The organism is Burkholderia sp. MR1-5-21, assembly GCF_053427715.1.
In genome coordinates this window covers 87531-111420 of the sequence record NZ_JBSAXD010000010.1, presented here as the reverse complement: position 1 = coordinate 111420, position 23890 = coordinate 87531, and the positions used below count along the sequence as shown (strand labels likewise).

Annotated in this window: 18 protein-coding genes and 5 pseudogenes; 13 read left to right on the top strand and 10 right to left on the bottom strand. The window is 58.2% G+C overall.

Annotated elements, in window-relative coordinates:
* The first annotated feature begins 354 nt into the window (after positions 1-354).
* Complete coding sequence (locus ACV229_RS15960) at positions 355-699, top strand: RidA family protein (protein ID WP_448084070.1); 345 nt, start codon at positions 355-357, stop codon at positions 697-699.
* 239 nt (positions 700-938) lie between these two features.
* Entirely contained in the window at positions 939-1964 is a 1026-nt protein-coding gene (gene doeB / locus ACV229_RS15955; protein ID WP_448084069.1) for a N(2)-acetyl-L-2,4-diaminobutanoate deacetylase DoeB, read from the top strand.
* Positions 1965-2117: 153 nt separating this feature from the next.
* Here the strand turns inward: doeB and ACV229_RS15950 are convergent.
* Positions 2118-2549, bottom strand: a pseudogene (locus tag ACV229_RS15950) (IS30 family transposase); the annotation flags it as partial.
* A gap of 97 nt (positions 2550-2646) precedes the next feature.
* Positions 2647-3480 carry an IclR family transcriptional regulator gene (locus ACV229_RS15945; RefSeq protein WP_448084068.1) on the bottom strand — a complete coding sequence of 278 codons (834 nt, stop codon included), beginning with the start codon at positions 3478-3480 and terminating at the stop codon, positions 2647-2649.
* A gap of 824 nt (positions 3481-4304) precedes the next feature.
* Between ACV229_RS15945 and ACV229_RS15940 the strand changes: the two genes are divergently transcribed.
* The 4 genes and pseudogenes from ACV229_RS15940 to ACV229_RS15925 all read left to right on the top strand — a co-directional run bounded on the left by ACV229_RS15940 (position 4305) and on the right by ACV229_RS15925 (position 9398).
* Positions 4305-5144, top strand: a complete 840-nt coding sequence (locus ACV229_RS15940; protein WP_448084067.1) for an N-formylglutamate amidohydrolase — start codon at positions 4305-4307, stop codon at positions 5142-5144.
* A 47-nt stretch (positions 5145-5191) separates the two neighbouring features.
* On the top strand, positions 5192-6202 hold the full coding sequence (locus ACV229_RS15935) for a LysR family transcriptional regulator (RefSeq protein WP_448084066.1): 1011 nt from the start codon (positions 5192-5194) through the stop codon (positions 6200-6202).
* A 731-nt stretch (positions 6203-6933) separates the two neighbouring features.
* On the top strand, positions 6934-8544 hold the full coding sequence (gene pruA / locus ACV229_RS15930) for an L-glutamate gamma-semialdehyde dehydrogenase (RefSeq protein WP_448084065.1): 1611 nt from the start codon (positions 6934-6936) through the stop codon (positions 8542-8544).
* 121 nt (positions 8545-8665) lie between these two features.
* Positions 8666-9398, top strand: a pseudogene (locus ACV229_RS15925) (IS6 family transposase).
* 38 nt (positions 9399-9436) lie between these two features.
* Here ACV229_RS15925 and ACV229_RS15920 read toward each other — a convergent pair.
* The 3 genes and pseudogenes from ACV229_RS15920 to ACV229_RS15910 form a co-directional block, all read right to left on the bottom strand.
* Positions 9437-9514, bottom strand: a pseudogene (locus ACV229_RS15920) (IS6 family transposase); the annotation flags it as partial.
* 77 nt (positions 9515-9591) lie between these two features.
* The gene (locus ACV229_RS15915; RefSeq protein WP_448084064.1) at positions 9592-9942 is read right to left on the bottom strand and encodes a RidA family protein; all 351 of its coding nucleotides are present in this window, start codon (positions 9940-9942) and stop codon (positions 9592-9594) included.
* A gap of 212 nt (positions 9943-10154) precedes the next feature.
* Positions 10155-10886: a GntR family transcriptional regulator gene (locus tag ACV229_RS15910; RefSeq protein WP_448084063.1), complete on the bottom strand. Its 732-nt coding sequence runs from the start codon at positions 10884-10886 to the stop codon at positions 10155-10157.
* Between the two features lie 492 nt (positions 10887-11378).
* On the opposite strand from ACV229_RS15910, the gene ACV229_RS15905 reads away from it, so the two are divergent.
* The 3 genes and pseudogenes from ACV229_RS15905 to ACV229_RS15895 all read left to right on the top strand — a co-directional run bounded on the left by ACV229_RS15905 (position 11379) and on the right by ACV229_RS15895 (position 14734).
* Entirely contained in the window at positions 11379-12701 is a 1323-nt protein-coding gene (locus tag ACV229_RS15905; RefSeq protein ID WP_448084062.1) for an MFS transporter, read from the top strand.
* A 27-nt stretch (positions 12702-12728) separates the two neighbouring features.
* On the top strand, positions 12729-13985 hold the full coding sequence (locus ACV229_RS15900; RefSeq protein ID WP_448084061.1) for an NAD(P)/FAD-dependent oxidoreductase: 1257 nt from the start codon (positions 12729-12731) through the stop codon (positions 13983-13985).
* A gap of 143 nt (positions 13986-14128) precedes the next feature.
* A pseudogene (locus tag ACV229_RS15895) lies at positions 14129-14734 on the top strand (IS6 family transposase).
* Positions 14735-14998: 264 nt separating this feature from the next.
* On the opposite strand, the gene ACV229_RS15890 reads toward ACV229_RS15895, so the two are convergent.
* Entirely contained in the window at positions 14999-16117 is a 1119-nt protein-coding gene (locus ACV229_RS15890; protein ID WP_448084060.1) for an MFS transporter, read from the bottom strand.
* 596 nt (positions 16118-16713) lie between these two features.
* Here ACV229_RS15890 and hutG point away from each other — a divergent pair.
* A complete protein-coding gene (gene hutG, locus ACV229_RS15885) occupies positions 16714-17517 on the top strand; it encodes an N-formylglutamate deformylase (protein WP_448084059.1) in 804 nt (267 codons plus the stop codon).
* Positions 17518-17659: 142 nt separating this feature from the next.
* On the opposite strand, the gene ACV229_RS15880 is transcribed toward hutG, so the two are convergent.
* From ACV229_RS15880 to ACV229_RS15865, 4 genes are read right to left on the bottom strand one after another with little or no spacing between them, the layout of a single operon-like run.
* A complete protein-coding gene (locus tag ACV229_RS15880; RefSeq protein WP_448084058.1) occupies positions 17660-18589 on the bottom strand; it encodes an electron transfer flavoprotein subunit alpha/FixB family protein in 930 nt (309 codons plus the stop codon).
* On the bottom strand, positions 18590-19339 hold the full coding sequence (locus ACV229_RS15875; RefSeq protein WP_448084057.1) for an electron transfer flavoprotein subunit beta/FixA family protein: 750 nt from the start codon (positions 19337-19339) through the stop codon (positions 18590-18592).
* Between the two features lie 30 nt (positions 19340-19369).
* Positions 19370-19960: a HutD/Ves family protein gene (locus ACV229_RS15870; protein ID WP_448084056.1), complete on the bottom strand. Its 591-nt coding sequence runs from the start codon at positions 19958-19960 to the stop codon at positions 19370-19372.
* A 7-nt stretch (positions 19961-19967) separates the two neighbouring features.
* A complete protein-coding gene (locus ACV229_RS15865; protein WP_448084181.1) occupies positions 19968-21155 on the bottom strand; it encodes an NAD(P)/FAD-dependent oxidoreductase in 1188 nt (395 codons plus the stop codon).
* 194 nt (positions 21156-21349) lie between these two features.
* Between ACV229_RS15865 and ACV229_RS15860 the strand changes: the two are divergent.
* The 3 genes and pseudogenes from ACV229_RS15860 to ACV229_RS15850 form a co-directional block, all read left to right on the top strand.
* Positions 21350-22102: pseudogene (locus ACV229_RS15860) on the top strand (transposase); the annotation flags it as partial.
* A 375-nt stretch (positions 22103-22477) separates the two neighbouring features.
* Positions 22478-23374, top strand: coding sequence for a 4-hydroxy-tetrahydrodipicolinate synthase (dapA, locus tag ACV229_RS15855; protein ID WP_448084055.1), 897 nt, complete (start codon positions 22478-22480; stop codon positions 23372-23374).
* A gap of 26 nt (positions 23375-23400) precedes the next feature.
* Positions 23401-23829 carry a hypothetical protein gene (locus ACV229_RS15850; protein ID WP_448084054.1) on the top strand — a complete coding sequence of 143 codons (429 nt, stop codon included), beginning with the start codon at positions 23401-23403 and terminating at the stop codon, positions 23827-23829.
* Positions 23830-23890: the final 61 nt, after the last annotated feature.

The window sequence follows — 23890 nt, the reverse complement described above, 5'->3', positions numbered from 1 at the left end:
GGTCAGACTTGTGCGACTTTGCTGTTGCGTGCGGATCATGTCGTTCGCCGAGTCTCGGGCTCTCTTGGGAGAGGACTTCGCCTTGCTTGGCGAGCTCGTACCGACCATTTTGCTTGGTGTCGGTTCAACGACACCGGACCGGAAATCCGGAATTCATAAATCCGGTTATCAACCAGATGAAAGATGTATTCGGATAAGGGCAATGAGCTTGGTAGTGGTACGCGTAGAGCGTCACGTCAGAAGGTGTGGCGCAGCATTATCCTGCGCGCCTAGACGAATCTATGTGAATTCAGTTTTTATGCTGGTGAATATAGATGTGTGTATATCAAATTTTCTTGAAATAAGGAACCTCCGATGACTGTAACTCGCTATGAAACCGATGCGCTGATGAGCCAAGCGGTAATCCATAACGGAACCGTGTATTTGTCCGGACAAGTGGGCGAACTCGGCCAAGATGTCGCGGTTCAGACGAAGCAGGCTTTGGAGCAGGTGGACAGACTCCTTAGGCTTTCGGGAACTAGCAAGGAGAAGGTGTTGTACGCGCAGGTGTGGCTCGCTGACATCGGAGATTTTGAAACGATGAATGCAGTGTGGGAAGGCTGGGTGTCTCGTGGTCATGCACCCGCGCGAGCCACCGGGCAGTCTGCTTTGGCGGCTCCGGGGTACCTGGTGGAAGTGACGGTTGTCGCCGCACTCTAAATCGATGCAGGCACCGAAAGCTGCTTCTTCCAGCTACTTTGATGCTCGATAGAAATTGAGTTGCGCTGGCTGGAATCTGGCCAGCAGTTGCAAAACCGACTCGATTGCGCCGGCTGCTCGGCAGGCTCAATGATGCTTTGCAACTTGCGAGGCAGATTGAGCCGCGGGCCACCGCAAAGTTCGCGGTGCGGTGCGCGCTATCGCGCTTCTGCATGAACTGTTCATCTAGGAGTGACCCGATGCGGGCTTCATCAATTACCCCCACTATCGACTTCGATGCGGAGGGCGAGCAGCATGGATTTTTGAAGCTGCCGTACTCGCGCGACGATTCTGCATGGGGAGCAATCATGATCCCCATCACGGTGGTGAAACACGGCGCGGGACCGACCGTACTGCTCACAGGCGGTAACCACGGTGACGAATACGAAGGGCCGGTTGCGCTGTCTAAACTTGCAAGCGAGCTTCGCGCGCACGACGTGTGTGGACGGGTCATCATCGTGCCGTTCATGAACTATCCGGCTTTTCGAGCCGGGACGCGCACGTCGCCTATCGATGCAGGCAATCTGAATCGCAGCTTCCCTGGTAAGCCCGACGGCACCGTGACGGAGAAAATCGCCGACTATTTTCAGCGATACCTGCTCCCGCTCGCCGACTATGTGCTCGATATTCACGCTGGCGGGCGGACGCTCGATTTCGTTCCATTCGCAGCGATCCATGTTCTGTCCGACCCAGCACAGCAGGCGCGTTGCGAGGAGGCGATGGTGGCGTTCGGGGCACCGTATTCGATGCGGATACTCGAACTCGACAGCGTGGGTATGTTCGATTGTGCGGCCGAGGAAGCTGGAAAAGTCGTCGTGTCGACCGAATTGGGCGGTGGTGGGACATCGACGGCGAAAAGCGTCGCCATCGCCGAGCGGGGCGTGCGCGGTTTCCTGCGGTACGCGGGCGTTCTGGAAGGCGACGGGTTGACGCGCGTGGAGCCACACATGACGACGCTTCTCGATGTGCCTGACATATCCTGCTACATGACCAGCGAGCACGACGGGTTGCTCGAGATGTGCCGAGATCTTGGCGAGGTAGTCGTGTATGGCGACGTTCTGGCTCGTGTCTATGATGCGTCCCGCTCAGGCGTGCCTCCTGTCGAATATCGGGCGCAGCGAGATGGCATCGTGGCCGCTCGTCACTTTCCCGGGCTAGTGCAAGTCGGCGATACGGTCGCGGTCGTCGCGACCGTCGTGGAGCGTGGCATACAGGTGGCTGGCTGAATCGAACAGTGCGACAAGTGAGAGAAGTGGGGCATCGAAGAATTTTTCGATGCTTGCTGCATCTCCTATGTGCTTGGTGGCTGAGGCAGCAGTTTTGGGCACGTCGGCCGAGACGCCTGGGTACTTGCGCGATGTCAGCGTTGACCGGCGGATTCAACCGGTCGATGCAACAGCTTGATGGAATCGTTCAGCCGGTGTATCGAAGTTTAGTGTCTTGCGTGGACGTTCGTTGAGCCGCCGGGCAATGGCGTTGAGCTTGGCTTGCGAGTAGGCAGAGAGGTCAGTTCCTTTTGGGAGGTACTGTCTCAGAAGCCCGTTCGTGTTTTCGTTCGTGCCGCGTTGCCAGGGATGCTGGGGATCGCAGAAGTAGACCTTGATGTCCGTCGCGACAGTGAAGCGCTTGTGGCCAGCCATCTCCGTGCCCCGATCCCACGTCAGCGATTTATACAATTCCTGCGGAAGCTTGCCGGCGTGTCTTATCAGAGCGTTGACTACAGCCTCAGAGTCCTTGCTGGTAATCTTCACCAGCATCACGAACCGGGTCTGGTGTTCGACGAGTGTTGCAATCTGGCTGTTGGCGTTGCCGTGACCTGCCCCCGGAACATATGTGTGGCAAGGTCACAAGCTGCCGGTCGCAATGTTTCGGGGGCGAAGATCCCATATCAATCGACACCGGAACCATCTATTTCTGATCGGACGCAGCTGACAAGGCAACGGCAATGCGCTGCGCGACAAGCTTTAAGATCTGTTCGTGTTTGGCACGCTTGTCGCCCAGCAAGGAAGCGATTCCACCAGTCAGTGCCACGCTGAAAATCACGCCGACATCCGGTAGATGGACCGGATAAGCAAGCCCTCCAAACCCTTCGTAATCTTCTCCCTCACATACCGCCACCGCGCCGTGTCGTATCGCGACAAGTTCGGCAAAGAATTCGTCGAGGTCCACAATCGTTTTGTCGGTCAACCTTGGCAGCGGGTAAGGCAAGATCCTTCGCACAAGAGGGGGATCCTGGAATGCGAGGATCGCCTTTGCAGAAGACGCCGCGTGCAAGGAGAGTAGCTTGCCCGGCACGACGTATCCACTTGCGGGGTTGTTCGGTGTGACCATGGCTACTGAGCGGACTTTCAGATCTTCAAACTTGGCGATGAAGCAGGTTTGCCTGGTTTGCTCTGCGACTTCACCTAGCACAACCCGCGTCACGTTCTCGATCCAGTCCGCACCAGCACTTGTGTAAAGCAGCCTTCGTACTCTAGTCCCCGTGACGTAAAGTAAAGGCCCCGCAGGACTGGTTTCGAGTACTCGGCTCTCTAACAGGCCACGCAAAAGACGATGCACCGTCGGCTTTGGGAGTCCGACGATCTCGGCGATCTGTGCCAGACCAATACCTGACGGAAAAGCCGAAACGACCTCGAGGATACGAAAGTACCTGTCGAGAGGCTTGTCCTCGCCCTTGGTTGCCGGTGTAGTGATTTCAGACATCGTGTCGTTCTGTACCGATTTTCGGAACAAAGGTGTCATTATGCACGCTCCTCACCAGTCCCGCATCGTCGCATCAATAGGGCAGTTCCCCTCGCTAGACAAAGCTGTCTTTTTGCTATATCATAACGATAATCGGAACTACGTTCCGGTTATCGGAATTAAATTTCGCCGTGCCCAGACCAATTCGAAAGCATTTTGCAATAAATTGCTTGCATCGCCGTCAATACTACTGTTCATGCAATTGGTGTCATCTCGCCAACTTCCGAGTGGAAATCGGCTCGTTGCGGAAAGCATATCGTAAAAATGGCGATACTTCTAAAAGAGAAATTTCATTTCGATTTTAGATTGGCCAGCGGCCGTTCGCGTGCAGCTGTCAATTGGAGGGAGGCCATTTCCGCTCGGGAAGTAAAGGTACTTCGATTACTATTTTTTCGGAATGGCATTCCGATAATCGGATTTTTGGTGATGCTGGCCTATCGACCTTCTCTTCCGCATTTCATATGTTGAATATCGAGAGCTTGCCGCCGAGATGCCCAGCGCCATTACTACGTTTACTTTAGCGGTGTGCGCATAGCCCAATTCGCAGTTGCTGATGCTGTCTGCCTTGAAACGGAAGCGGCGACCAGTCACCGCGTGTGTCCCGTTGATGTTCCACGCCTGCCGAAATGGATGCGACACAACCTGCCACCGCGGGATGACAGGAGGTTTTCCTAAGAGACGCTTATATGTAAATAAAGTCGCGCTTACGATAACGGGACTGCGGCTCGCCGCTGCTACCGTTGACCGGTACGCGACAGGGATCGCGACTGAGCCAGGACCTCTACGAAATCGTCCGCCCGTGGGCGGAAATCAAGGGTGCCCATATGCGTGACGAGGCTTTCGGCCACATCGATCGAGGTGACGCACCGATACTGGTCGCGGCGCCGCATATCGGAACGTCGGTTCCAGACGCGTTGACGTTGTATCCGGCGTGGAGGGCAGTGCAAGGACTGCTTGCCGACCCGGCAGGGGCTGCGCTTCGGACTGTCGCCGCGGAACATGGTTTCACGTGCATCGCCGCAAACCATCATCCATGCGTTCTCGACGTCAATGTGCCTGCCGACAATGGGCCACTTTCTCCGGGGCTCATGCGTACGAGCCTGTGCCGAACCCACACGTCCCGTGGAGAATCCCTCTACGGTACGGAGGGCGGTCCTACGGCGAGCGAGGTCGCACTGCGTGTGGACCGCTATTGGCGACCGTTTCATGATGCACTTGCCACGGAATTGTGCCGTCTGCGCAGTAGGCACGACAACGTACTTCTGCTCCTTTCGCACGCGAGTTCATGGCTGTCGCCCTACCGCGATCAACTCGGCGCATATGACTGCAGCGTGGGAACGAATCGCGGCGCGTCGTGTGACAGACGCCTCGTGACCAGACTTACCAGGGATGTCCAGGAAGCGGGTCGCTCATGGGTCGTGAATGGAAGCTTCGCGGACGCCTTCACAGCGCAGCATTACGGAATGCCGGCCTCTGGCATTCACGTGATGGAAATTGAGTTCGCCGGGAACTGGCGGCGGGAATGCGAGGATGAACGCGCCGACAGGCGTGCGACCACAGCGCTGTTCGGGGCAATGCTGGACGGCCTGCTCGAGACACTGACGACGCTACCGAAAGGCGACGGTATCGCCCGCACGGAACTCGCGCTCAATCCGCATGGATGAAGGCTTCAGGCCGACGCCGAACCATGCTAGAGTCATCTGTCACTTTGATGCGGACCATGAAAGAGAGCGGACCGGAACGGTATCCCGATTGGGATCTATTGGCCAGTTGGGTAGCTGTCGTCGAAGCGGGTTCCATCTCGGATGCCGCGGACCGGTTGAACATCTCCCAAGCGGGCGTCTCGCAGCGAATCAAGGCGCTGGAGATGCTTCTCGATACGACGCTGCTCGACCGGGCGACCCGGCCGGCCAGGCCGACAGCGGCCGGTCAGCGGCTTTTCGAGCACGCTACGGTGCTGCTGCAGGGCGCCGACCAGATGGTTGAGAGCGTCCGGAATGTGTCCCGCGCAAAGCGCGTCGTTGTCCGGCTCGGATGTGTTGATTCGTTCGCGGCGACGATCGGTCCCATCATCATCAAGGCGCTGTCCGGTACGTCGCACCAGATTCGGCTCTGGTCAGGCATTACACCTGCACTGGACGCGCAACTCGAGGCCCGTCAACTGGATGTCGCCGTGACGACGAGCGGCGCCACGCAGGCGTCCGGCATTCGAAAGCAGAAATTATTCTCGGAGCCGTACTTCGTCGTGCTGCCGAAAGGGTTCGAAATCGATCGCTTCACGACGCTGGCGGAGTTGAGCAAGCACCTCCAGTTGATCCGCTACAGCGCCCGGTCTGTTATCGGCCAGCACGTCGACGCATATCTGGTGGCACACGCCGAGAATATCGAGCGGTCGTGCGAGTTCGATGCGACGGATCCCATGTTAAGCCTGGTGGCGGCCGGGCTCGGGTTTGCCATCACTACGCCGCTCTGCGTATGGCAGTCTCGCCACTACGCGCCGGACATCAGGGTTGTGCCGCTGTCCGCGTTCTCGCGACACGGTCGGCCGCACGCGGACCTGAGCCGCTCGTTTTTCCTTTCATACCGGGAGAACGAGCTCGGCCACCTCCCGGCCGACCTTTACGATCTGCTCCGCCGCGCCTACGAGCGACAAGTATCGAAAGATATCGCGGAGATGCTATCGTTGAAGCCGGAGGAGATTTACCTGCCGGACGAGAACTGACCCACGCATCCGTTGCGTCAGCCCTGTGACTTCTGCCGGTGCGGCAAGCGCATATTCTGTCGCCGCACGTGTCCCGTGGCGTCGCCAATCGCCCCGGAGAACACACCCGGCACTTCATCGATTGTGATGGTGGCGGACACGCGGCGTTCAACCTTTGAGATGTGCACTAATGCTATCGCCCGGTCGCAGTCGGTCTGCCGCAGATCATGCACGAAATTCGACCGCATGCGGCGGACATGGCTGCAGAAAGCGTTTTCGCCTCTTCGTCGTGCGCCGACCAACTCCGCATGTGCGGCCAACCGTTTGTGGCGTCGGGCTCATCCCCTCATCACTGAAGTACATGTCTGCAGTGAAAATCATACGCTCAACCGGTCCGACGACCCACGTCACCACGCGGTGAGCCGCGCCCGAAGGCATGTAGTGAGCTACACGAACGTCTCTAGGACGGAGACCTCAAGAGTCCAACTTGACGCTCGATCAGGCGATGCGTGATCGCTTGACCCCGGTGACAAAGATAGGGGCGGAATAATGTGCCGGCATTCCATAACGGTACCCGATTTATTACATAAGTTCGCGTGAAGAAACGCGAAGCTACTTCTCACGCAACTAATCTCGAGAGCGAAGTGCTCTGTCGGCACAAATTTGCCGCCCCATCAAAAATTGGGGAAAACCCGATAGTAGATGCCGAGTGTGTGCCCGGTTTTATCTATTCGTTTAACTAAGGAGTTAGCGTGAGTTCAGGTCCACAATTTCCGCTGCCAGCCAATGAACCGGAAGTGTCGTTTCGCCCGGGAACCGAGGCTGCCGACGCGTTGGGCAGGGCCCTCAATCAACGTGAAGTTGTTGAGATCCCGACTGTCATCGGTGGGAAGAAATACTTCTCGAACGACACCGTTGAGGTTCGTGCTCCACATGACCATCAGCGCGTGCTTGCACGCATCCACCGTCCGACGGAAGCGCAGGTCGCCGAGGCGATCGAGAGCTCGAGGACGGTTGCCCGCGATTGGGCAAGCCTGACGCATGCGAGCCGCGCGACAATTCTTCACCGGGCGGCTGATATCATTGCGACGCGTCTGCGTGTGAAGATCAACGCGGCAACAATGCTGGGTCAGAGCAAGACGGTTGACCAGGCTGAACCGGACAGCGCCTGCGAACTCATCGACTTCCTGCGCTTCAACGCGTACAACGCACAACGTGTCTACGCCGAACAACCGTTATCGGTGCCGACCGCCGTGAATCGTGCCGACTGGCGTCCGCTCGAAGGCTTCGTCTATGCGATTTCCCCGTTCAACTTTACGGCAATCGGCGGTAATCTGACGACCGCGCCCGCCATCATGGGCAACACGGTACTCTGGAAGCCGTCGGAAAAATCGGTACTGGCGAACTATATCTTCTTCGAAGCACTCGAGGAGGCTGGCCTCCCGCCGGGCGTCATCAACTTCGTGCCCGGCGATGCCGAGATGACGACGCGTGTTGCCCTGTCTTCGCGCGACCTCGCCGGTATCCATTTCACCGGCTCGTCGGCGGTGTTCCAGTCGCTATGGAAGGGTGTTGCGTCGCAGGTCGACTCGTTCCGCACTATTCCACGCCTGGTCGGCGAAACGGGCGGCAAGGACTTCGTGCTGGCCCATGCGTCGGCAAACGCGTCGGAAGTCGCGATAGCGCTCATCCGCGGCGCATTCGAATATCAAGGCCAGAAGTGCAGCGCCGCGTCGCGAGCCTACATTCCGCGCAGCCTGTGGCCGGCTGTCAGTAAGGAGCTGCGTGCGCGCCTGGCGGAGCTCAAGGTGGGTGACGTCGCCAACTTCGACACGTTCATGGGCGCTGTCATTTCGCAGGCTTCGCATCAGAAGCTCAGCCGTGTGCTCGACGCGGCGAAGGAAGACAGCTCGGTGACGGTCGTTTCCGGCGGCAAGACGTGGTCCGAGCCCGGCTACTTCGTAGAGCCGACGGTCCTGGAAGTGTCGGACCCGAAGCATGCGCTGATGACGGAAGAACTCTTCGGCCCAGTGCTTTCGGTCTTCGTTTACGAAGACAGCGCTTGGGTGGACACTCTCGAGCTCATCGACGCGACCAGCCCCTACGCGCTGACGGGCTCGGTATTCAGCACCGACCGCTTTGCGTTGCATCAGGCAGAAGGCGCGCTCATCAATGCCGCGGGCAATCTATACCTGAACGACAAGCCGACAGGCGCCATGATCGGTCAGCAGCCGTTCGGTGGTGGCCGGGCGAGCGGGACGAATGACAAAGCTGGTTCTTATTTGAATCTGCTGCGCTGGTCGTCGCCACGCGTGGTGAAGGAAACATATCTGCCGCCGCGCGAGTGGCGGTTTGGCGCCTAAGCGTAGACCTGGCGTCCACAAGGCTTTGCATGGGATCGGAGTAAGCGCTTCGGAACTTGCTCTGATCGACATGAGAACACGGTGCTGTCGCGGTGGCGGGGTGTTCGCGTAACATGATGCGATGACGAAAACGAAATCGCTTTATCACGGCCCTGGTTGCCGTCGATGATCATCAGCCATGCGGTGCGCTGGGACTTTCGTTTTCAGCTTAGCCTGCGCGACATCGAAGTGATGCTGTTCGAGCGTGGAGTGACGGTCAGCTATGAGGCGATTCGCCGCTGGTGCGAGAAGTTCGGTGCAGGCTTTGCCCATCGGGTGAAAGTGGCGCGCCGCAAGCGGGGTAGCAGATGGCACCTCGACGAGATGTTCGTCGCGCTGCGTGGCGAACCGTACCTGCCGTGGCCTGCAGTCGACGAGCACGGCGTCGAACTTGACATCTTGCTGCAAGAGCGGCGCGACAAGGCCGCTGCCAAACGTTTCTTCGGGCGTGTGCCGCGCTCGAACCCGGTGCCACGAAAGATCGTCACCGAACAATTGCACAGCTATCCGGCGGCGAAAGCCGATATCCCGGAGCTGCTCAACGTGAAGCATGTGTTCGTCAAGGCTGCGCCCGTGTCAACAACCGAGCAGAGAACGGCCATCAGCCCACACGGGAGCGCGAGCGGCGCATGCGAGGCTTTCGCAATCCGAAGCGCACGCAGGCCTTCCTGTCGAGCTTCGGTCCGATCCGGCAGCACTTCGCACTGAAACAACATGTGCTGGATGCTTCTCTCTATCGCAAGCACCTCGCGGCCCGGTTCGTCGCATGGCGCGAATTTGCCAACGTCACCCAAACTCCGTCGGATGCTTTCTGAGCCACTGCGCGTTATGCATCGTCATTGACGAACTCCCCCAAGTTGACAGTGCCCCGGAAATACCAGCGAACCGCGCAGCTGATGACGACAGCAGGGAAGTGGTGGCCGTGATAAAGCTATTCCGTTTCCGTCATCGCGTCATGTTACGCGAACACCCCGTCAACCTGACAGAGCCCGGGGATTCGCTAGGCGCTCAGATTGCCGCGGTGACCGTCATTTCGAATCGGATTCTGGGATCCGCCATCTCCACCACACCACAGCACCGCGCCGGCGGCTCGTCAGCGTCGATCCACTTGTCCCAGACGGCATTCATGGCGTCGTAATCATCCATAGTCTTGAGCCAGATTTGGACCGAGAGCACCTTTCTACGTTCGCTTCCGGCTGCATCGAGCAGACGATCAACCTGTGCGAGAGCCTGTTGCGTTTGAGCGGTAATATCACCGTCGAGGTCAGGGGCCACCTGGCCGCCGAGATAGACGATATTTCCATGAACGACAGCGCGACTACGTCGGGAGTTTTTATCCAGGCGAACAATTTGAGACATGAAATGATCCTTCAATCAGATAGGTCACACGCGAAGAGGCGGGTACAGGAACTGAAGCGCGCGAACGTGGTTTCGAATTCACGCTAAGTCAGGTTGGGGCGGCATGCCGTGCAGCCACGGTAACCTTGGAGCTGTTCGGATGATTGGCCAGCAAAACACAAGTACAACTAAATATTTATTGGCCGTGGCCTACCACGGTTGCGTAATCGCAGCTAGGCTGCGTCGCGCGATGCTTTGTCGGCAGCAGTGTCGTCCACTTCGACCTGCCGCCACGCAAAACTCAGATGGTCCGTCAGCAGTTTGCTGAGTTGCGTTCCCTGACGTGATAGGAATGCGGCAAGAATTTCGCCGTGCTCGGATGCGGCTGACAGCCAGTCCTCACTTCGTTGCATCACGGCCAGGTAGCGGGTCCGATGCAGTCTCATGTTCAACTGATAGTGCATCTGGATTAACACTGGATTGCCGCAAGCACCGATGATGCCGAGGTGGAACCCTTGGTTCGCAGTGAAATAGGCGATCCGATCCTGAGCGGCGAACGCCGCTGCCATATCGTCGCTGAAACTCGCGACCTTAGCCATCTGGGCCGCCTTCGCATTCTGGCAGGCGAGAAAGGCGCCTCTTCCTTCTAGTGTGGAATACACATCGAGCATCGCGCGAATCTCATCTGGCGTGGGGTCCGCGACTATCGCGCCGCGATTTGGCACGTTCACCACCAGTCCTTCGGCCGCGAGGATCTGTAGCGCTTCGCGCAATGGCGTCCTCGACACGTTTAGTTGCTCAGACAGATTCTGTTCCCGGACGCGCTCGCCCGGCTTCAGCACGTCATAGGCGATCAATGACCGGATGTGATGAACAAGCTGCCGCGTGAGCGACTGAGCGGATACGGGGCCGCCCCCGGCATCTGCGGGGTTTGCTGCGACCAGGCGGATCGATTCTGACTGCATAGGTAAGGCACCAGTTTTGCGGAGGTGTTGATTATCCCACTGTTGATGATCGAGACAGTAGCATCGTTGCATGCAATGTGCAACACGACGGATTGCCCGGAAATCCGGCCGTCTCATGGGGAAATCCCTGGCTGGAAAGCTCGAGTATGCTGCCTGATCTAGGGCACTATTTTGATTCGTTGCGTGTTTCCATATTGTATGCAATCGTAGCGACACAGCAGCAGGCGCAGGTATCTCAAGAAGAAAGTCGCGTTTGCATGCCGGGCACGCGAGCGATGGATGGGCATGGGGCGGCGTAGTACACGCCTCGTTATCCGTCCGGCGCGCCGAGTCGGTTCGTGGCGGTCGACCGGGCTAGCGTCAGAGACTGGTGCCAGGCCGGGAGTCCGGGGCCAGAGATAGTGTGTGGAGAACTCGACTGGCAATGCCGATCAATCGTGGCATGCCAACACAAGCCAGTAGCGACAAACAGAGTGAAGGTTGGAGGAACAAGTGAGCGAAAATATGTCTGTTTCGATGCACGAGGTTAAGCACAAATCGTATTCCACGTCGACGCGAGCGGCAGTCAGCTCGTTTATCGGTACGACGGTCGAATGGTACGATTATTTTATATACGGCACCGCCGCCGCATTGGTCTTTCCGAAGATCTTCTTCAATCAGCTGATGCCGGAGTTGGCCGTCCTCGCGTCGATGGCATCGTTTGCTGTGGCGTTCTTTCTGCGCCCCCTCGGCGGTATGATTCTCGGCCACTTTGGCGACAAGAAAGGCCGCAAACAGATGCTAGTCCTTACGCTCCTTATGATGGGGGTGTGCACGGGGGCGATCGGATTGCTGCCGTCGTACAACTCGATCGGACTCTGGAGTCCATGTTTGCTCATCTTGCTGCGCGTCGTGCAGGGTTTCGCGCTCGGCGGCGAATGGGGTGGGTCGGCCTTGATGTCAGTTGAACACGCGCCAGACGGAAAGCGTGGTCTCTTCGGGGCGACGATGCAGATGGGGATACCAGCGGGCCTGCTTGTCTCAACTGGCGCATTCGCACTGGTGTCCGCGCTTCCCGATCACCAGTTCTATGATTGGGGATGGCGTCTGCCCTTTCTTTTCAGCTTTGCTCTTCTCTTCGTTGGCATGTATATCCGTCTTCAGGTCAGCGAACCTCCGAGCTTCGAGAAAGTAAAGGCGTCTTCGAAAGGGGTCTCTAATTTTCCGTTGCTCGAAGTATGGCGCAATGAAAGAAAGAAGACACTGATCATGTCTTTTTTCCAGACCGTGACGAATGTAGGATACTTCCTGATAACTGTCTCCTCATTGACCTACTTGACGAGCAGACTGCATGTCCCCCTTGCTGTCGTTACCAGGGGACTTCTTGTGGCAGCCGGTCTTGACCTTATCATGCAGCCGGTCTTTGGTTGGCTTTCAGACAGGGTTGGACGAAAGGTTGTCTACAGTTTTGGTGCAATCTTCTTTGCGCTCTACGCATTTCCCTTCTTCTGGCTGCTCAACACGGCGGATCCGCTCCTGATCACTGTTGCACTGTCGCTCGGCCTGGGGATTGGCCACGCAGCTACCGGCTCTTTGAACGGTGTCATCTATGCCGAGCAATATCCGGCTCGTTATCGTTGCAGTGGCGCCTCGACCGCATATCAGTTGTCGGGAATGATCTCAAGCGCTCCCACGCCGATGCTCGCGGCATGGCTCGGCGCACGAAGCGACAACTCGATGGCGGCAGTCTCATGTATGGTGATCGTCGCAGCCGTGATTACGCTTGTATGTATCCTGCTTGTCAAAGAAACATATCGTGATCCAATCGACCGTTGATCGAAGCCGGCCTTTTAAGGAATTGAGATGTCGAAGCGTGTAGCGGTCATTGGGGCTGGTATCGTGGGTTCATGCATTGCGTTGGAACTGGTCGAACAGGGATATCGGGTAACTTTAGTCGAACCGAACGAAGCGGGTGGACCTCATGCGGCGAGCTACGGCAATGGGACCTGGATCAGTCCTGGGTCAATCATTCCAATGTCTACCCCGGGTCTCTGGAAGCAGATCCCCACTTTACTTGCCGATCCTCAAAGTCCGCTCGTCGTCAGGTGGAAAGATCTGCCAGGTAATGCGCGATGGTTGCTCCAATTTTTTCTCGCCGGAGCGACGCGGGAACGCCTTACCGCAACGGTTGAGGCACTGGCAAATCTGCTTGTTGACGCTCCTGAGCGATACCGGGCGCTTGCGAGCAGAATAGGTTTACCTAATCTGATCCGAAGCGAAGGATTGACTTATGTCTATCCTGAAAAATCAGCCTTTGAGGCAGAAGCATTTTTCTGGGAGCTTCGGCGCAAGTACGGAATTACCTGGTCGGAACTCGACTATTCGGCGCTACATGCGCGAGAGCCGGATCTCGCCGATCGATATCGTTTCGCGATCCTCGTGGAGGACGGTGCTCAATGTATCGATCCGGGACGTTTTGTCGCAGGGATTGTTGAGGCGGCCATCATCCTTGGTCTGGAATATCAATCCGCGGAAGCCAGTGGCTTTGAAATTGAAGCGGGCAAACTGCACGCGGTCAAAACGAATCGGGGCTCAATTCCTTGCGATTATGCTGTGATCTCTGCTGGGATCAAATCCAAACAGTTAGCGCTTAGCGTAGGCGACGGCATCTCGATGATAAGCGAGCGTGGTTATCATGCCGTCATCAAGAATCCTGCAGTCTATCCACGCTACCCGATCTTGCCCACTGACGGCAAGATGGCAAACACTTTAACTCCAGGCGGACTACGCCTGGCAGGGCAAGTCGAGATTGCAAGCATTGAAACACCTCCTGACTGGAAGCGCGTGGACCTTCTTGTAGAGCATGCGTTAAGAACCTTCCCGGGGCTCGGAGATCGCGATCATCTTGAGGTCGAGCGATGGATGGGACACCGGCCTTCGACGAGTGATGGGCTTCCGGTCATTGGTCGCGCACGTCATTCAAGTCAGATCATTCACGCGTTTGGCCATGGGCATGTTGGTCTGACTGCTGCTCCGAAGACGGCAAAGATAGTTGCTGATCTGATCGCTGGCAGGCAGCCAGAAATTTCGATCGACGCGTATACCCCGCGGCGCTTTTAAGATCGAATCCAACGTTGGTCTCGTTCTCAGTCCATGTAAGCCGAGATTAGCTGATCTCCATCTCCAACACCCGCGGGACCGTATCATGCTAGGCATCAGAGGCAGCAATGCGCAAGGCGCTGTTACGTTGGCACCATGACGTGATGACGAAAACGGAATCGTTTAAACACGGCCACCGGTTCCCGTCGATGATCATCAGCCATTCGGTACGCTGGTACTTTCGCTTTCAACTTAGCCTGCGCGACATCGAAGATCTGCTGTTCGAGCGTGGAGTGACGGTCAGCTATGAGACAATTCGCCGCTAGTGCGAGAAGTTCGACGCAGGCTTTGCCCATCGGGTGAAAGTGGCGCGACAAGGCCGCCGCCAAACGTTTCTTCGGGCGTGTGCTGCGCTCGAACCCGGTGCCACGCAAGATCGTCACCGAACGTTTGCGCAGCTATCCGGCGGCGAAAGCCGATATCCCGGAGTTGCTCAACCTGAAGCATGTGCTCGTCAAGGCTGCGGCCCATGTCAACAACCGAGCAGAGAACAGCCATCGCCCACACGGGAGCGCGAGCGGCGCATGCGAGGCTTTCGCGATCCGAAGCGCACGCAGGACTTCCTGTCGAGCTTCGGACCGACCCGGCAGCACTTTGCAGTGAAACGATATGTGCTGCGCGCTTCTCTCTATCGCAAGCACCTCGCCGCCCGGTTCGTCGCATGGCGCGAACTTGCCAACGCCACCCAAACTCAGTCGAATGCTTTCTGAGCCACACTGCGTTATGCATCGTCATTGACGAACTCCCCAAGTCGTCCGTGCTGCCTGAGTGAAAGCTTGCCGGAGCGCGTTTACGAGTCGAGCGAGTCGCTGTTCGCGAGACGCGGCATATTCTTTGATGGCGATGGCGCAGACTATCGACCGGGCGATGTGGTCGTGTTCAGATCGGCTCGCGACACAGCACATTTTCGGTCGAGGGGTGTCGGGTTGCTCTATTATCGAATATCCGCCTGTGGCGCCGTGTGGTCCGCATTATCATCGTAGACGCCGGCGAGCCTTGACGGCGAATCGCGCAAGTGCTAGGCACACGGATCCGTTGAATGCGAACAGCCCGGCGGGGCCGATTGCAGTCATGAGCAACGACGCGATTGCCGGACCGACCAGCCCCCCGAATGAGAACAACAGCAGCAACGTGGTCGATACGGCGACGCGCCTCGCGGGTTCGGCATGGTCGTTGACGTGAGAGACGATGAGCCCGTAAAGCGTGAAGGTGATCGCTACATACGCGATCGTCGCTGTCCATACGACGAGGCGTACTTGCGAACAGACCAGTAGCAGCGCGCTGAGGCATGCGGATGTGAGAGCTACACAATAGACGAGTCGGCGACGGTCGAGAGAATCTGCGAGGCGCCCCATTGGCCATTGCGGTAGCAGCGCTCCCAGGAGCGAAAAACCCATGAACGCCGATAGCTCGCTGACCGGGAAGCCGGTTCGTACAAGAAATACGGGGGTCATCGAGTAGTAGGAGCCGTAGAGGCACCCGGCGAGAATGCAGCCGGGAATCGCGAGCGGTGTGGCTGACCGCATTGCGCGAACGTTTTCCAACCAGGTCTGGGCTGGCTGGCGTCGTACGTTGTTGTCCTTCACACGCTGCGGCCATCCTTCCAGCAGGGTCACTGGCAATACGGCGGCCGCGAATAAACTCGCAACGATAGCGAGTTGCCGTTGGCCTGACGAGTCGCCTGCATTCAGGAGAAACGGACCGGTCCCCACTGCAAGGTAGTTGATGGCTGCGTAGGTTCCGAAAATGCGTCCTCGGTGTTCGTTACGCGCGGCGTCGTTGAGCAAGCTTTCGATCGACGCGTATAGCCCCATGAACGCAAATCCGGTCATGAGCCGAATCAGCGCCAGGGCGACGCGAGATTCGAACGCGCCGAAGGCAAGCGAAAGAATGGAGACGGCAGCCGAGAGTGCAACGAAGGTGCGGTGCTGACCGATCCGGTCGATGAGCTTTCGGCAGAATACGGCGCCCAGAATGAATCCGCCATAGTAGGAAGACTGAATCAAGCCTACGACGAGGGTTGGGGCGCCTGCATGAAGCAGGCGCAACGGGATGAGCGTCTGAAAGAGCCCGTTCCCGATGATCAGCAGCATGAAACTGCTCAACAGGCCAGTCAGTTCTCTGTATTCCTCGAACCTCAATGGGCCAGGGCGCGTCGAGGCATCTATTGCTGGGGCCGCAGCCGTTCGTCCGAACAGATTCGCCCCGGAAAGGGGCCTAGTATTTCCGGCGTCGCCGCATCGCTCGCCCGGCATTTCCGCCGATCCATTCGGGCCGGGGGGCGATTCGTATCCCTCTCTCATCATGACGTATTCCGCGTAGCGCTTGCACCGGTTTCGCTGGGTAATGGGAGACAATTTCACCATTCGCCGACCAGGAATGATCATAGGCCTGCCGACAAGGTTGCGACCGGATGTCGATATGCAAGCATCACCAGATATCAGAAAAAGTCGACTTGGATAACATGTGGTGATGAAGAATCTAAGCGGCGTTGATGGTGCGTCACTGCGCGTTTCGAATCCATAAGGTTGATGTGTCGGAATCCCCGCCGTGGTGACTGCCTTGGGCTTGGCTGCGAAGGATGGACCAATGCAGCGTCAGCTGCGCGGGCCAAGCCGCCGTGGCCATGCGCCGACCGCCTGATCAAGCCGAAGCGGCCGAATCCGACTTCACTCATGGAGATTCAATCTTGACCAACTCGGTATTCAGTTTTCGTGAGGGGACATTGCCGCTCCTGATTTCGATACCGCATCTTGGTACGGAAATCCCCCGGCACATCGGGGAGCAACTAAGCGACGTCGCTCCGGTAGTCGCCGACACCGACTGGCATCTGGACCGGATCTATGGGTTCGCCAAGGATGCTGGCGCGTCAGTTCTTGCCGCACGGATTTCGCGTTACGTCATCGACCTGAACCGGCCGGCTAGCGGGGATAGTCTGTACCCGGGACAGACAACGACTGGTTTGTGTCCGACCGAGACGTTTCACGGTGAACCGCTCTATCCGGACGGTGTCGGCCCGCATAAGGCCGAAATCGACGCGCGCCTCGCCGCATATTGGGGGCCCTACCATTTGCAGTTGCGCGACGAGCTGAACCGATTGAAAGCGCTGCATGGCAAAGTGCTGCTGTGGGAAGCGCACTCGATTGCGAGCGTCTTGCCACGTCTCTTTGATGGAAAATTGCCCGACCTTAATCTTGGCACGAACTCGGGGATGAGTTGCGATTCGCGGATTCTCGACGCGGTTGCGGACACACTCGACGACCAACCGTTCACTTGGGTCACGAACGGCAGATTCAAGGGCGGGTACATCACGCGCGAATATGGGCGGCCGGTGGACGGCATCCACGCCATCCAGCTCGAGATGTGCCAGTCGACGTACATGAATGAGGCTCCGCCGTTCGAGTATCGACAAGACCTTGCCGACCAGGTCAAGCCCGTTGTTGAGCGTATGGTTCTGGCGGCGGTCGACGCCTTATACGCCGTCAAACGATAAGGATGGTGCGCTCGCCGAGCCGGCCGCGCGCGCCGGCTTTAATTATTTGCCAATCCAGGAGAAAAGCCGCCATCACGGAGATTCCATGACAACGGCTGAAAAAGGGATAACCGCAGCAGTTACCCGTACCTTGGGGATTGGATCAGATAAGGTTCGTCAATTGCGGAACGACTTCGAAGAGATCGCCGACAATGCCATAGTCCGCCACGCCGAAAATCGGAGCGTCCGCATCCTTGTTGATGGCCACGATGACCTTCGAATCCTTCATACCGGCCAGATGCTGGATGGCGCCCGAAATCCCGACGGCGATGTAAAGCTCGGGCGCGACAATCTTGCCGGTCTGGCCGACTTGCCAATCGTTCGGCGCATAACCGGAATCGACCGCCGCGCGCGATGCGCCGATTGCCGCGCCCAGTCTTTCTGCGAGCGGGTCAAGCAGCGCGAAGTTCTCGGCGCTGCCGAGACCCCGGCCACCCGATACCACAACGCGTGCAGCAGTCAGCTCCGGCCTGTCGCTGGTCGCCACCTCGCGGCGAATGAAGGTCGACAAGCCGGTGTCCGCGACGGCCGGAGACGATTCGACCGGCGCATTGCCACCATCGGCACGCGCCGCGTCGAAGGCGGTGGTGCGAATGGTCGCAACCTTGACCGGATCGGGCGATTGCACGGTGGCGATGGCGTTGCCAGCGTAGATAGGGCGCTGGAACGTATTGGCGGAATCGATGGCGATCACGTCCGAGATCTGCGCCGCATCAAGCTTCGCCGCGACGCGCGGGGCGACGTTCTTGCCCGCTGCGGTGGCTGAAAAGAGAATGTGCGAATAGTCGCCGGCTAATACCAGGACCTGGGCGGCGACGTTTTCGGCCAGTGCGTCGGCGAAGTGGGGCGCATCCACGAGAATGACCTTGTCGACGCCAGCGATCTTGCTTGCCGCATACGCCACAGGCTGCGCCGCGTTGCCGGCGACGAGTACGTGGACGCCGTTCGACAGCTTCAGGGCCGCGGTGATGGTGTGAAGCGTCGAGCCCTTGAGTTGAGCGTTGTCGTGTTCGGCAATAACGAGCGTCGTCATTTAAACCACCTTTGTTTCGGATTTCAGTTTCTCGACCAGCGTCGCAACATCGGGGACCAGCACGCCTGCCTTGCGTACTGGCGGGGCGACGACCTTCAGGGTCTTGAGGCGAGGCGACGGATCCACACCGAGTGCGGTTGGCGTTACCGTGTCGAGCGGCTTCTTTTTGGCCTTCATGATGTTGGGAAGCGTCACATAGCGAGGCTCATTGAGGCGCAAGTCGGTCGTGACGATGGCCGGAAGTTTCAGCGAGATGACTTCGAGGCCGCCGTCGACCTCACGCGTTACTGTTGCAACACCGTCGCCGATTTCGATGTTGCTGGCAAACGTTGCCTGCGGCCAATTCAGCAAGGCAGCCAGCAATTGGCCCGTTTGACCCTCGTCATCGTCGATTGCCTGCTTGCCGAGGATAACGAGTTGCGGTTGCTCCTTGTCGATGACTGCCTTCAACAGCTTGGCGACGGCCAGCGGTTGGAGTTCCACGTCCGTTTCGACCAGCACCCCGCGGTCGGCGCCGATCGCGAGTGCAGTGCGGAGCGTTTCCTGCGATTGGGCGATGCCGCACGAGACGGCCACGATCTCGGTTGCTTTGCCGGCCTCCTTCAGTCGCGTGGCGGCTTCGACGGCAATTTCGTCGAACGGGTTCATCGACATCTTGACGTTCCCAATATCCACACTGGTGTGATCGGACTTCACACGTACTTTGACGTTGTAGTCCACCACGCGCTTGACGGCTGCAATAACTTTCATGTCACATACCTCAGAATTTTTAGCGTGCTTTCAAACGGGGATGGGCTCTATGGTCACGAGCACCGCATACGATTTGCCCTCAGTCTTGTCAGCGGCTGCGACCTGAGGCGCGAGCCGTAACGGATACGCGTGGCATTCGGAGACCAGCACGTATCCTTGAATCACCGTGCTCGTATGAGCGTCGGGACCGTTGGTGAAGATGCATCCGCGTTCCAGTGCGATGGCAATCGCAATGCATCCGGGAGCGACGGTAACCGGATTGGTGACAAATTGAACGTTCACCCTGTACCGACCTTTCGCGCTCATGACATTGAGAGCCGTACACGGGCGGCCAACAAGGGTGGCGTCCCAGTCTGCGTCACCGTCATATGCCACGGTGACCAACGGTCGGAGCTGCACGACCACATCCTTGTCCCTCAGCGTGACGCCGTTGCCACTCAGAATGACTGAGACACGCGAAATTCCGGGAAACCGTGAGTACGGACCGTCGCGCTTGATGGATGCCAAGCTGACTCGCCATTGAGCGCCGCCGGTCGCGATGGTTTTCGTTACACCACCGCCGTTTCGCCATGGTTCGGGCGGAATGGATTCGATGGGGTACACGTCGATCAGGGACGTCATCCCGTCCTCAGGACACCGCGCCGAGACCGTACTTGCCACTCAGCAGTTCGCCCGTGGCAAAGCGCTCGATCGAGTATGGCTTGAGCGAGACCTCGGTCGGCAGGCCCAGTGCCTCCTGCGCGAGGACGAGACCGACGGTCGGGGACAGCTTGAAGCCGTGGCCGGAGAAGCCATAACCCACCACCAGGCCCTCGATGCCGGGAAGCTTGCCGAGAACGGGGTTCCAGTCGGGCGTGACGTCGTATACGCCCGTCCACGACGACGCGATGCCGGCCGTCTCGTACGCAGGGAAACGCTCGGCAACCTGCGCACCGACATCAACGATGTAGTCCATCGGGATGTCGCCCTGCTCGACGTCCGCGGCAATGAGCTTCTCGCCGACTACGCCTTCGCTGACCAGCATCTGGCTACCGCCGTAGCTGCGGTAATACAGCATGCCAGGCGAAGCCAGATCCTTGAACACCGGCATCGAGAACGTGTACTTCGCGGCGTCGCACTCGAGCGCGAGAACCGCGTGCCGCTCCGGCATGATGGGCAGGGTTTTGCCGGTCCAGCCAGCCAGTTCCGGCGTCCAGATGTTCTGCGTGCTGACGACCATCGACGTCTTGAAGTCGCCGATATCGGTCGACACGCCGACGACCTTGCCGTTCGCGATGAGCACCTTGTTGACGTTGACGTTTTCCTTCACCGTCACGCCGCCGCGGCGGGCCACGCGCGCGAAGCTCGTGGCGACGAGATAGGCGTCGGCGAAACCCGCTTCGGGCTCGTAGCCGATGAGCGCGCAGTCGTCGAAGCGTGCGATGGGGAGCAGCTCGGCGGCTTGCTTCTGGTCGAGGCGTTCGAGCGGAATGCCTTGTTCCTTCTGTTGGTCGAGGGAGGCGCGAAGTGGTTCGAGCTTGTCATCTTCGGAGGCGACGATCATGTACCCGCATTTGACGAGACCGCACGATGCTTCATCGTCGCCGAGATACTCGGAGAAATTGTTGAAGACATGCCACGACTTGCGGGCAAGCTCCACGTTCTCCTTGACGGAGTAATGGGTTCGCAGAATGCCGGACGATTGCGAGGTCGTTCCGGCCCCGATTGTCCCGCGATCAAGGACCAGCACACTTTTCGCGCCCAGTTTGGCCAGATGGAAGGCGACTGAGCTGCCGATAACACCCGCGCCGATTATTACAACGTCATATGTATTCACAATTCGTTCCCCTCTTGAGCAAGGTACGGGCGAAGTGTGAGGGAGCAAAATTTCAAGCGCGAAAATATAAGCGGAAGCAATTCTTAGCAAAAGCGAGCGCACGGGAAGCGGGGATGAGGTCGCGTGACCCTTGGACTGGTACCGAGAAAACCGGACATGGGGGAACGCTTAAATTATGAGGTAGTCGTTTGTCTATGTTTAAGCCCAGTCACAACGTAGAACCCGTCGAAGTTTTGGCCCAGCCGGAGCAGCGCCGCCGGTGCTCTGTCGAAGAGAAGCTCGCGATAGTGCGCGAGACCTTCGAGCCCGGCGCCACGGTTTCGGGGGTTGCCCGTCACCTTCAGGTGAATGCCAATCAGGTGTTCGCCTGCACAAGCACTATCAGGATGGAAGCCTGTCGCCCGTAAGTGCCGGTGAACCGGTGGTACCGGCATCGGAGCTGGTCGACGCGATGAACCAGATTCGCGAACCCCAGCGGCAGCTGGGCATGAAAGCGATGGAAGTGGAAATTCTCCACAAAGCAGTGGAATCGCGGTGGACAGGAGCAACGTGCCCTGGCGTTCGGCCGGTTTCGAATTCCGCTGCGACGACGGCGCCCCCTTGCGCGTCATTTTTGCACTGGACTGCTGGGATCGGGAAGCCACGAGTTGAGCCGCGGCCACGAGAGGTTACACCGGCGACATGGCGCGTGACGCATGCTTCAAGCTGTCGAAAACCGCTTCCATGGTGCGCTGCAAACCGACGGCGAAATCGAGTGGCTGAGCGACAACGGTTCCTGCTACATTGCCGACGAGACGCTGATGTTCTCGCAGAAATCGGCTTGAAGCCGGTCACGACACCCGTCAGAAGTCCGCAGAGAAAACGGAATGGCCGAGCGCTTCGTCAAAACGATGAAGCGTGATTACTTGTCCTGGATGCCCAAGCCGGACGCCAGAACGGCGCTGCGCGAGTTTCGGCGCTCGATGGGTCAGTAGCCGTAGTGTGAGGTCGTGTCAAGGACTACGGGGTTAACTTCAGGCATTTCTTCTGTGGATTCGTATCGCGTGGCACCCTTGGTGTGCAGAACAACTACACCGGACAGGTCACCGATGCCTGCGGCTGCCTCGATCTCCCATGCTAGGGAAAGTCCTTAGTCCGCGGGGCGATGGCCCATTGAGAGGGCGTCGTAATCGCTCCCGCAACACTTTGGATAACATGGTCTTATAAAGAGAGTAACCGGCGCTGATGGTGTCGAGTGCATGAATATTGTCTCTTTAAGGTACCAACCATGGTCGTCGCTCCGCGGCATTGCGCATACACCGGAACTGAAAAAGGAGACATCTATGAATCAGCACCAACCCTATGCCGGAATTTTGACCGCAGTGCCGACGCCTCTCGATGCGGAGGGCAATTTTCGGCGCGGTCCGCTCGTCGAGCACATCAGTAATCTCTCCGCTGCTGGCTCAGACGGGATCGTTCCGCTTGGAGGGACCGGCGAATACACAGCGTTAAGCGGCCAGGAACGACTGCGCGTGGTAGAGGCATCGCTCGAAGCAGCAGGTAATGTGCCCGTGATCCCAGGAATTTTGTCGCCAGGCATAGGCGACGCTATCGACAATGCGAAAGCGTTCGTGCGAGCGGGCGCGAAGGCGCTGATGGTCGTGACGCCCTATTATTTCCGTCCGACGCAGGACGGCATCGTCGATTACTACAAGCGCTTCGCCGATGCAGTGGATGCAGACATCATTCTCTACGAGATCCCATACCGCACTGGCGTCTCTCTGCACTACGAAACCGTAGCGCGCCTCGCGGACATGACTCGTGTCGTGGGTATCAAAGCATGCAATCCTGATCTCGCTCAGCAGATGCGAGCGGCTGAACTTGCATCGACCAAGATTGCGATCCTTAGCGGAGAGGAAGACGTTCTGCCGCTGCACGTAGCGATGGGCGCGGTCGGCGGCATCATCTCGAGCTCTAACCTGATTCCGAAGCAATGGAATCGTGTGTTGTCGTTGGCGAAGAACGGCCAGATCAAGGATGCCATCTCGCTGCATTCGACGTTGCGCCCGCTCATCGACGCGATCTTTGCCGAGCCTAATCCCGCCCCAATCAAAGCGGCGTTGACATTGCAAGGTCTCGACTTTGGTGGTGTGCTGCCGCCGCTTAAGTCCGCCAGCGAAGCGCTCAAGGAGCGTCTTGCTGGCTTGATCCCATCGTTCGTGGCACGGGAATCCGTATAGGCCGCTCTACGTGGAAGGACAACGTGATGCCGTCGGATAGCGAAATTCGTTTTCCCCATCGCAAGTTCGTACAAGCAGTGGGGACGACTGTCCGTTCTGGTGCTATCGACGTACCCATGGTCACTACATCGGGCAAGGCTCCGGTTGCAGGTAATTTCACCGTGGGGCGCTTGGGAACCAACTCCCGTCAAGGTGTTGAGGAGACACTCTCCAAGCCCCTTTATAACGAATTCGGCGTGCACGTGACGTTTTACGACACACCTGGTTTCGCGGCGGGCGAGGCGCAGGTGATGACCAATAACGTGCAATGGGATGTGTTCGATGGGATCGGCGCGTTTGCAATGACCGGCTCGAAGAATGGCTACTGGGTAAGCAAGGTCACCAGAAATGACGTCTGGTGGACCGACCACTACGACGACTTGACGCAGCGCTTTAAGGAGTGGGCATCGTCGTAGGGAAAGCCGGTGCGCGGGGAGAGATTCGTATCCCACGCGAGTTGGTCGAAAAGGGAATGAG

Coding starts and splice junctions, on each gene's coding strand:
- ACV229_RS15960 (WP_448084070.1), top strand. CDS start 355: ATGACTGTAACTCGCTATGAAACCGATGCGCTGATGAGCCAAGCGGTA.
- doeB (WP_448084069.1), top strand. CDS start 939: ATGCGGGCTTCATCAATTACCCCCACTATCGACTTCGATGCGGAGGGC.
- ACV229_RS15945 (WP_448084068.1), bottom strand. CDS start 3,480: ATGACACCTTTGTTCCGAAAATCGGTACAGAACGACACGATGTCTGAA.
- ACV229_RS15940 (WP_448084067.1), top strand. CDS start 4,305: ATGCGTGACGAGGCTTTCGGCCACATCGATCGAGGTGACGCACCGATA.
- ACV229_RS15935 (WP_448084066.1), top strand. CDS start 5,192: ATGCGGACCATGAAAGAGAGCGGACCGGAACGGTATCCCGATTGGGAT.
- ACV229_RS15915 (WP_448084064.1), bottom strand. CDS start 9,942: ATGTCTCAAATTGTTCGCCTGGATAAAAACTCCCGACGTAGTCGCGCT.
- ACV229_RS15910 (WP_448084063.1), bottom strand. CDS start 10,886: ATGCAGTCAGAATCGATCCGCCTGGTCGCAGCAAACCCCGCAGATGCC.
- ACV229_RS15900 (WP_448084061.1), top strand. CDS start 12,729: ATGTCGAAGCGTGTAGCGGTCATTGGGGCTGGTATCGTGGGTTCATGC.
- ACV229_RS15890 (WP_448084060.1), bottom strand. CDS start 16,117: ATGCTGCTGATCATCGGGAACGGGCTCTTTCAGACGCTCATCCCGTTG.
- ACV229_RS15880 (WP_448084058.1), bottom strand. CDS start 18,589: ATGACGACGCTCGTTATTGCCGAACACGACAACGCTCAACTCAAGGGC.
- ACV229_RS15875 (WP_448084057.1), bottom strand. CDS start 19,339: ATGAAAGTTATTGCAGCCGTCAAGCGCGTGGTGGACTACAACGTCAAA.
- ACV229_RS15870 (WP_448084056.1), bottom strand. CDS start 19,960: ATGACGTCCCTGATCGACGTGTACCCCATCGAATCCATTCCGCCCGAA.
- dapA (WP_448084055.1), top strand. CDS start 22,478: ATGAATCAGCACCAACCCTATGCCGGAATTTTGACCGCAGTGCCGACG.
- ACV229_RS15850 (WP_448084054.1), top strand. CDS start 23,401: ATGCCGTCGGATAGCGAAATTCGTTTTCCCCATCGCAAGTTCGTACAA.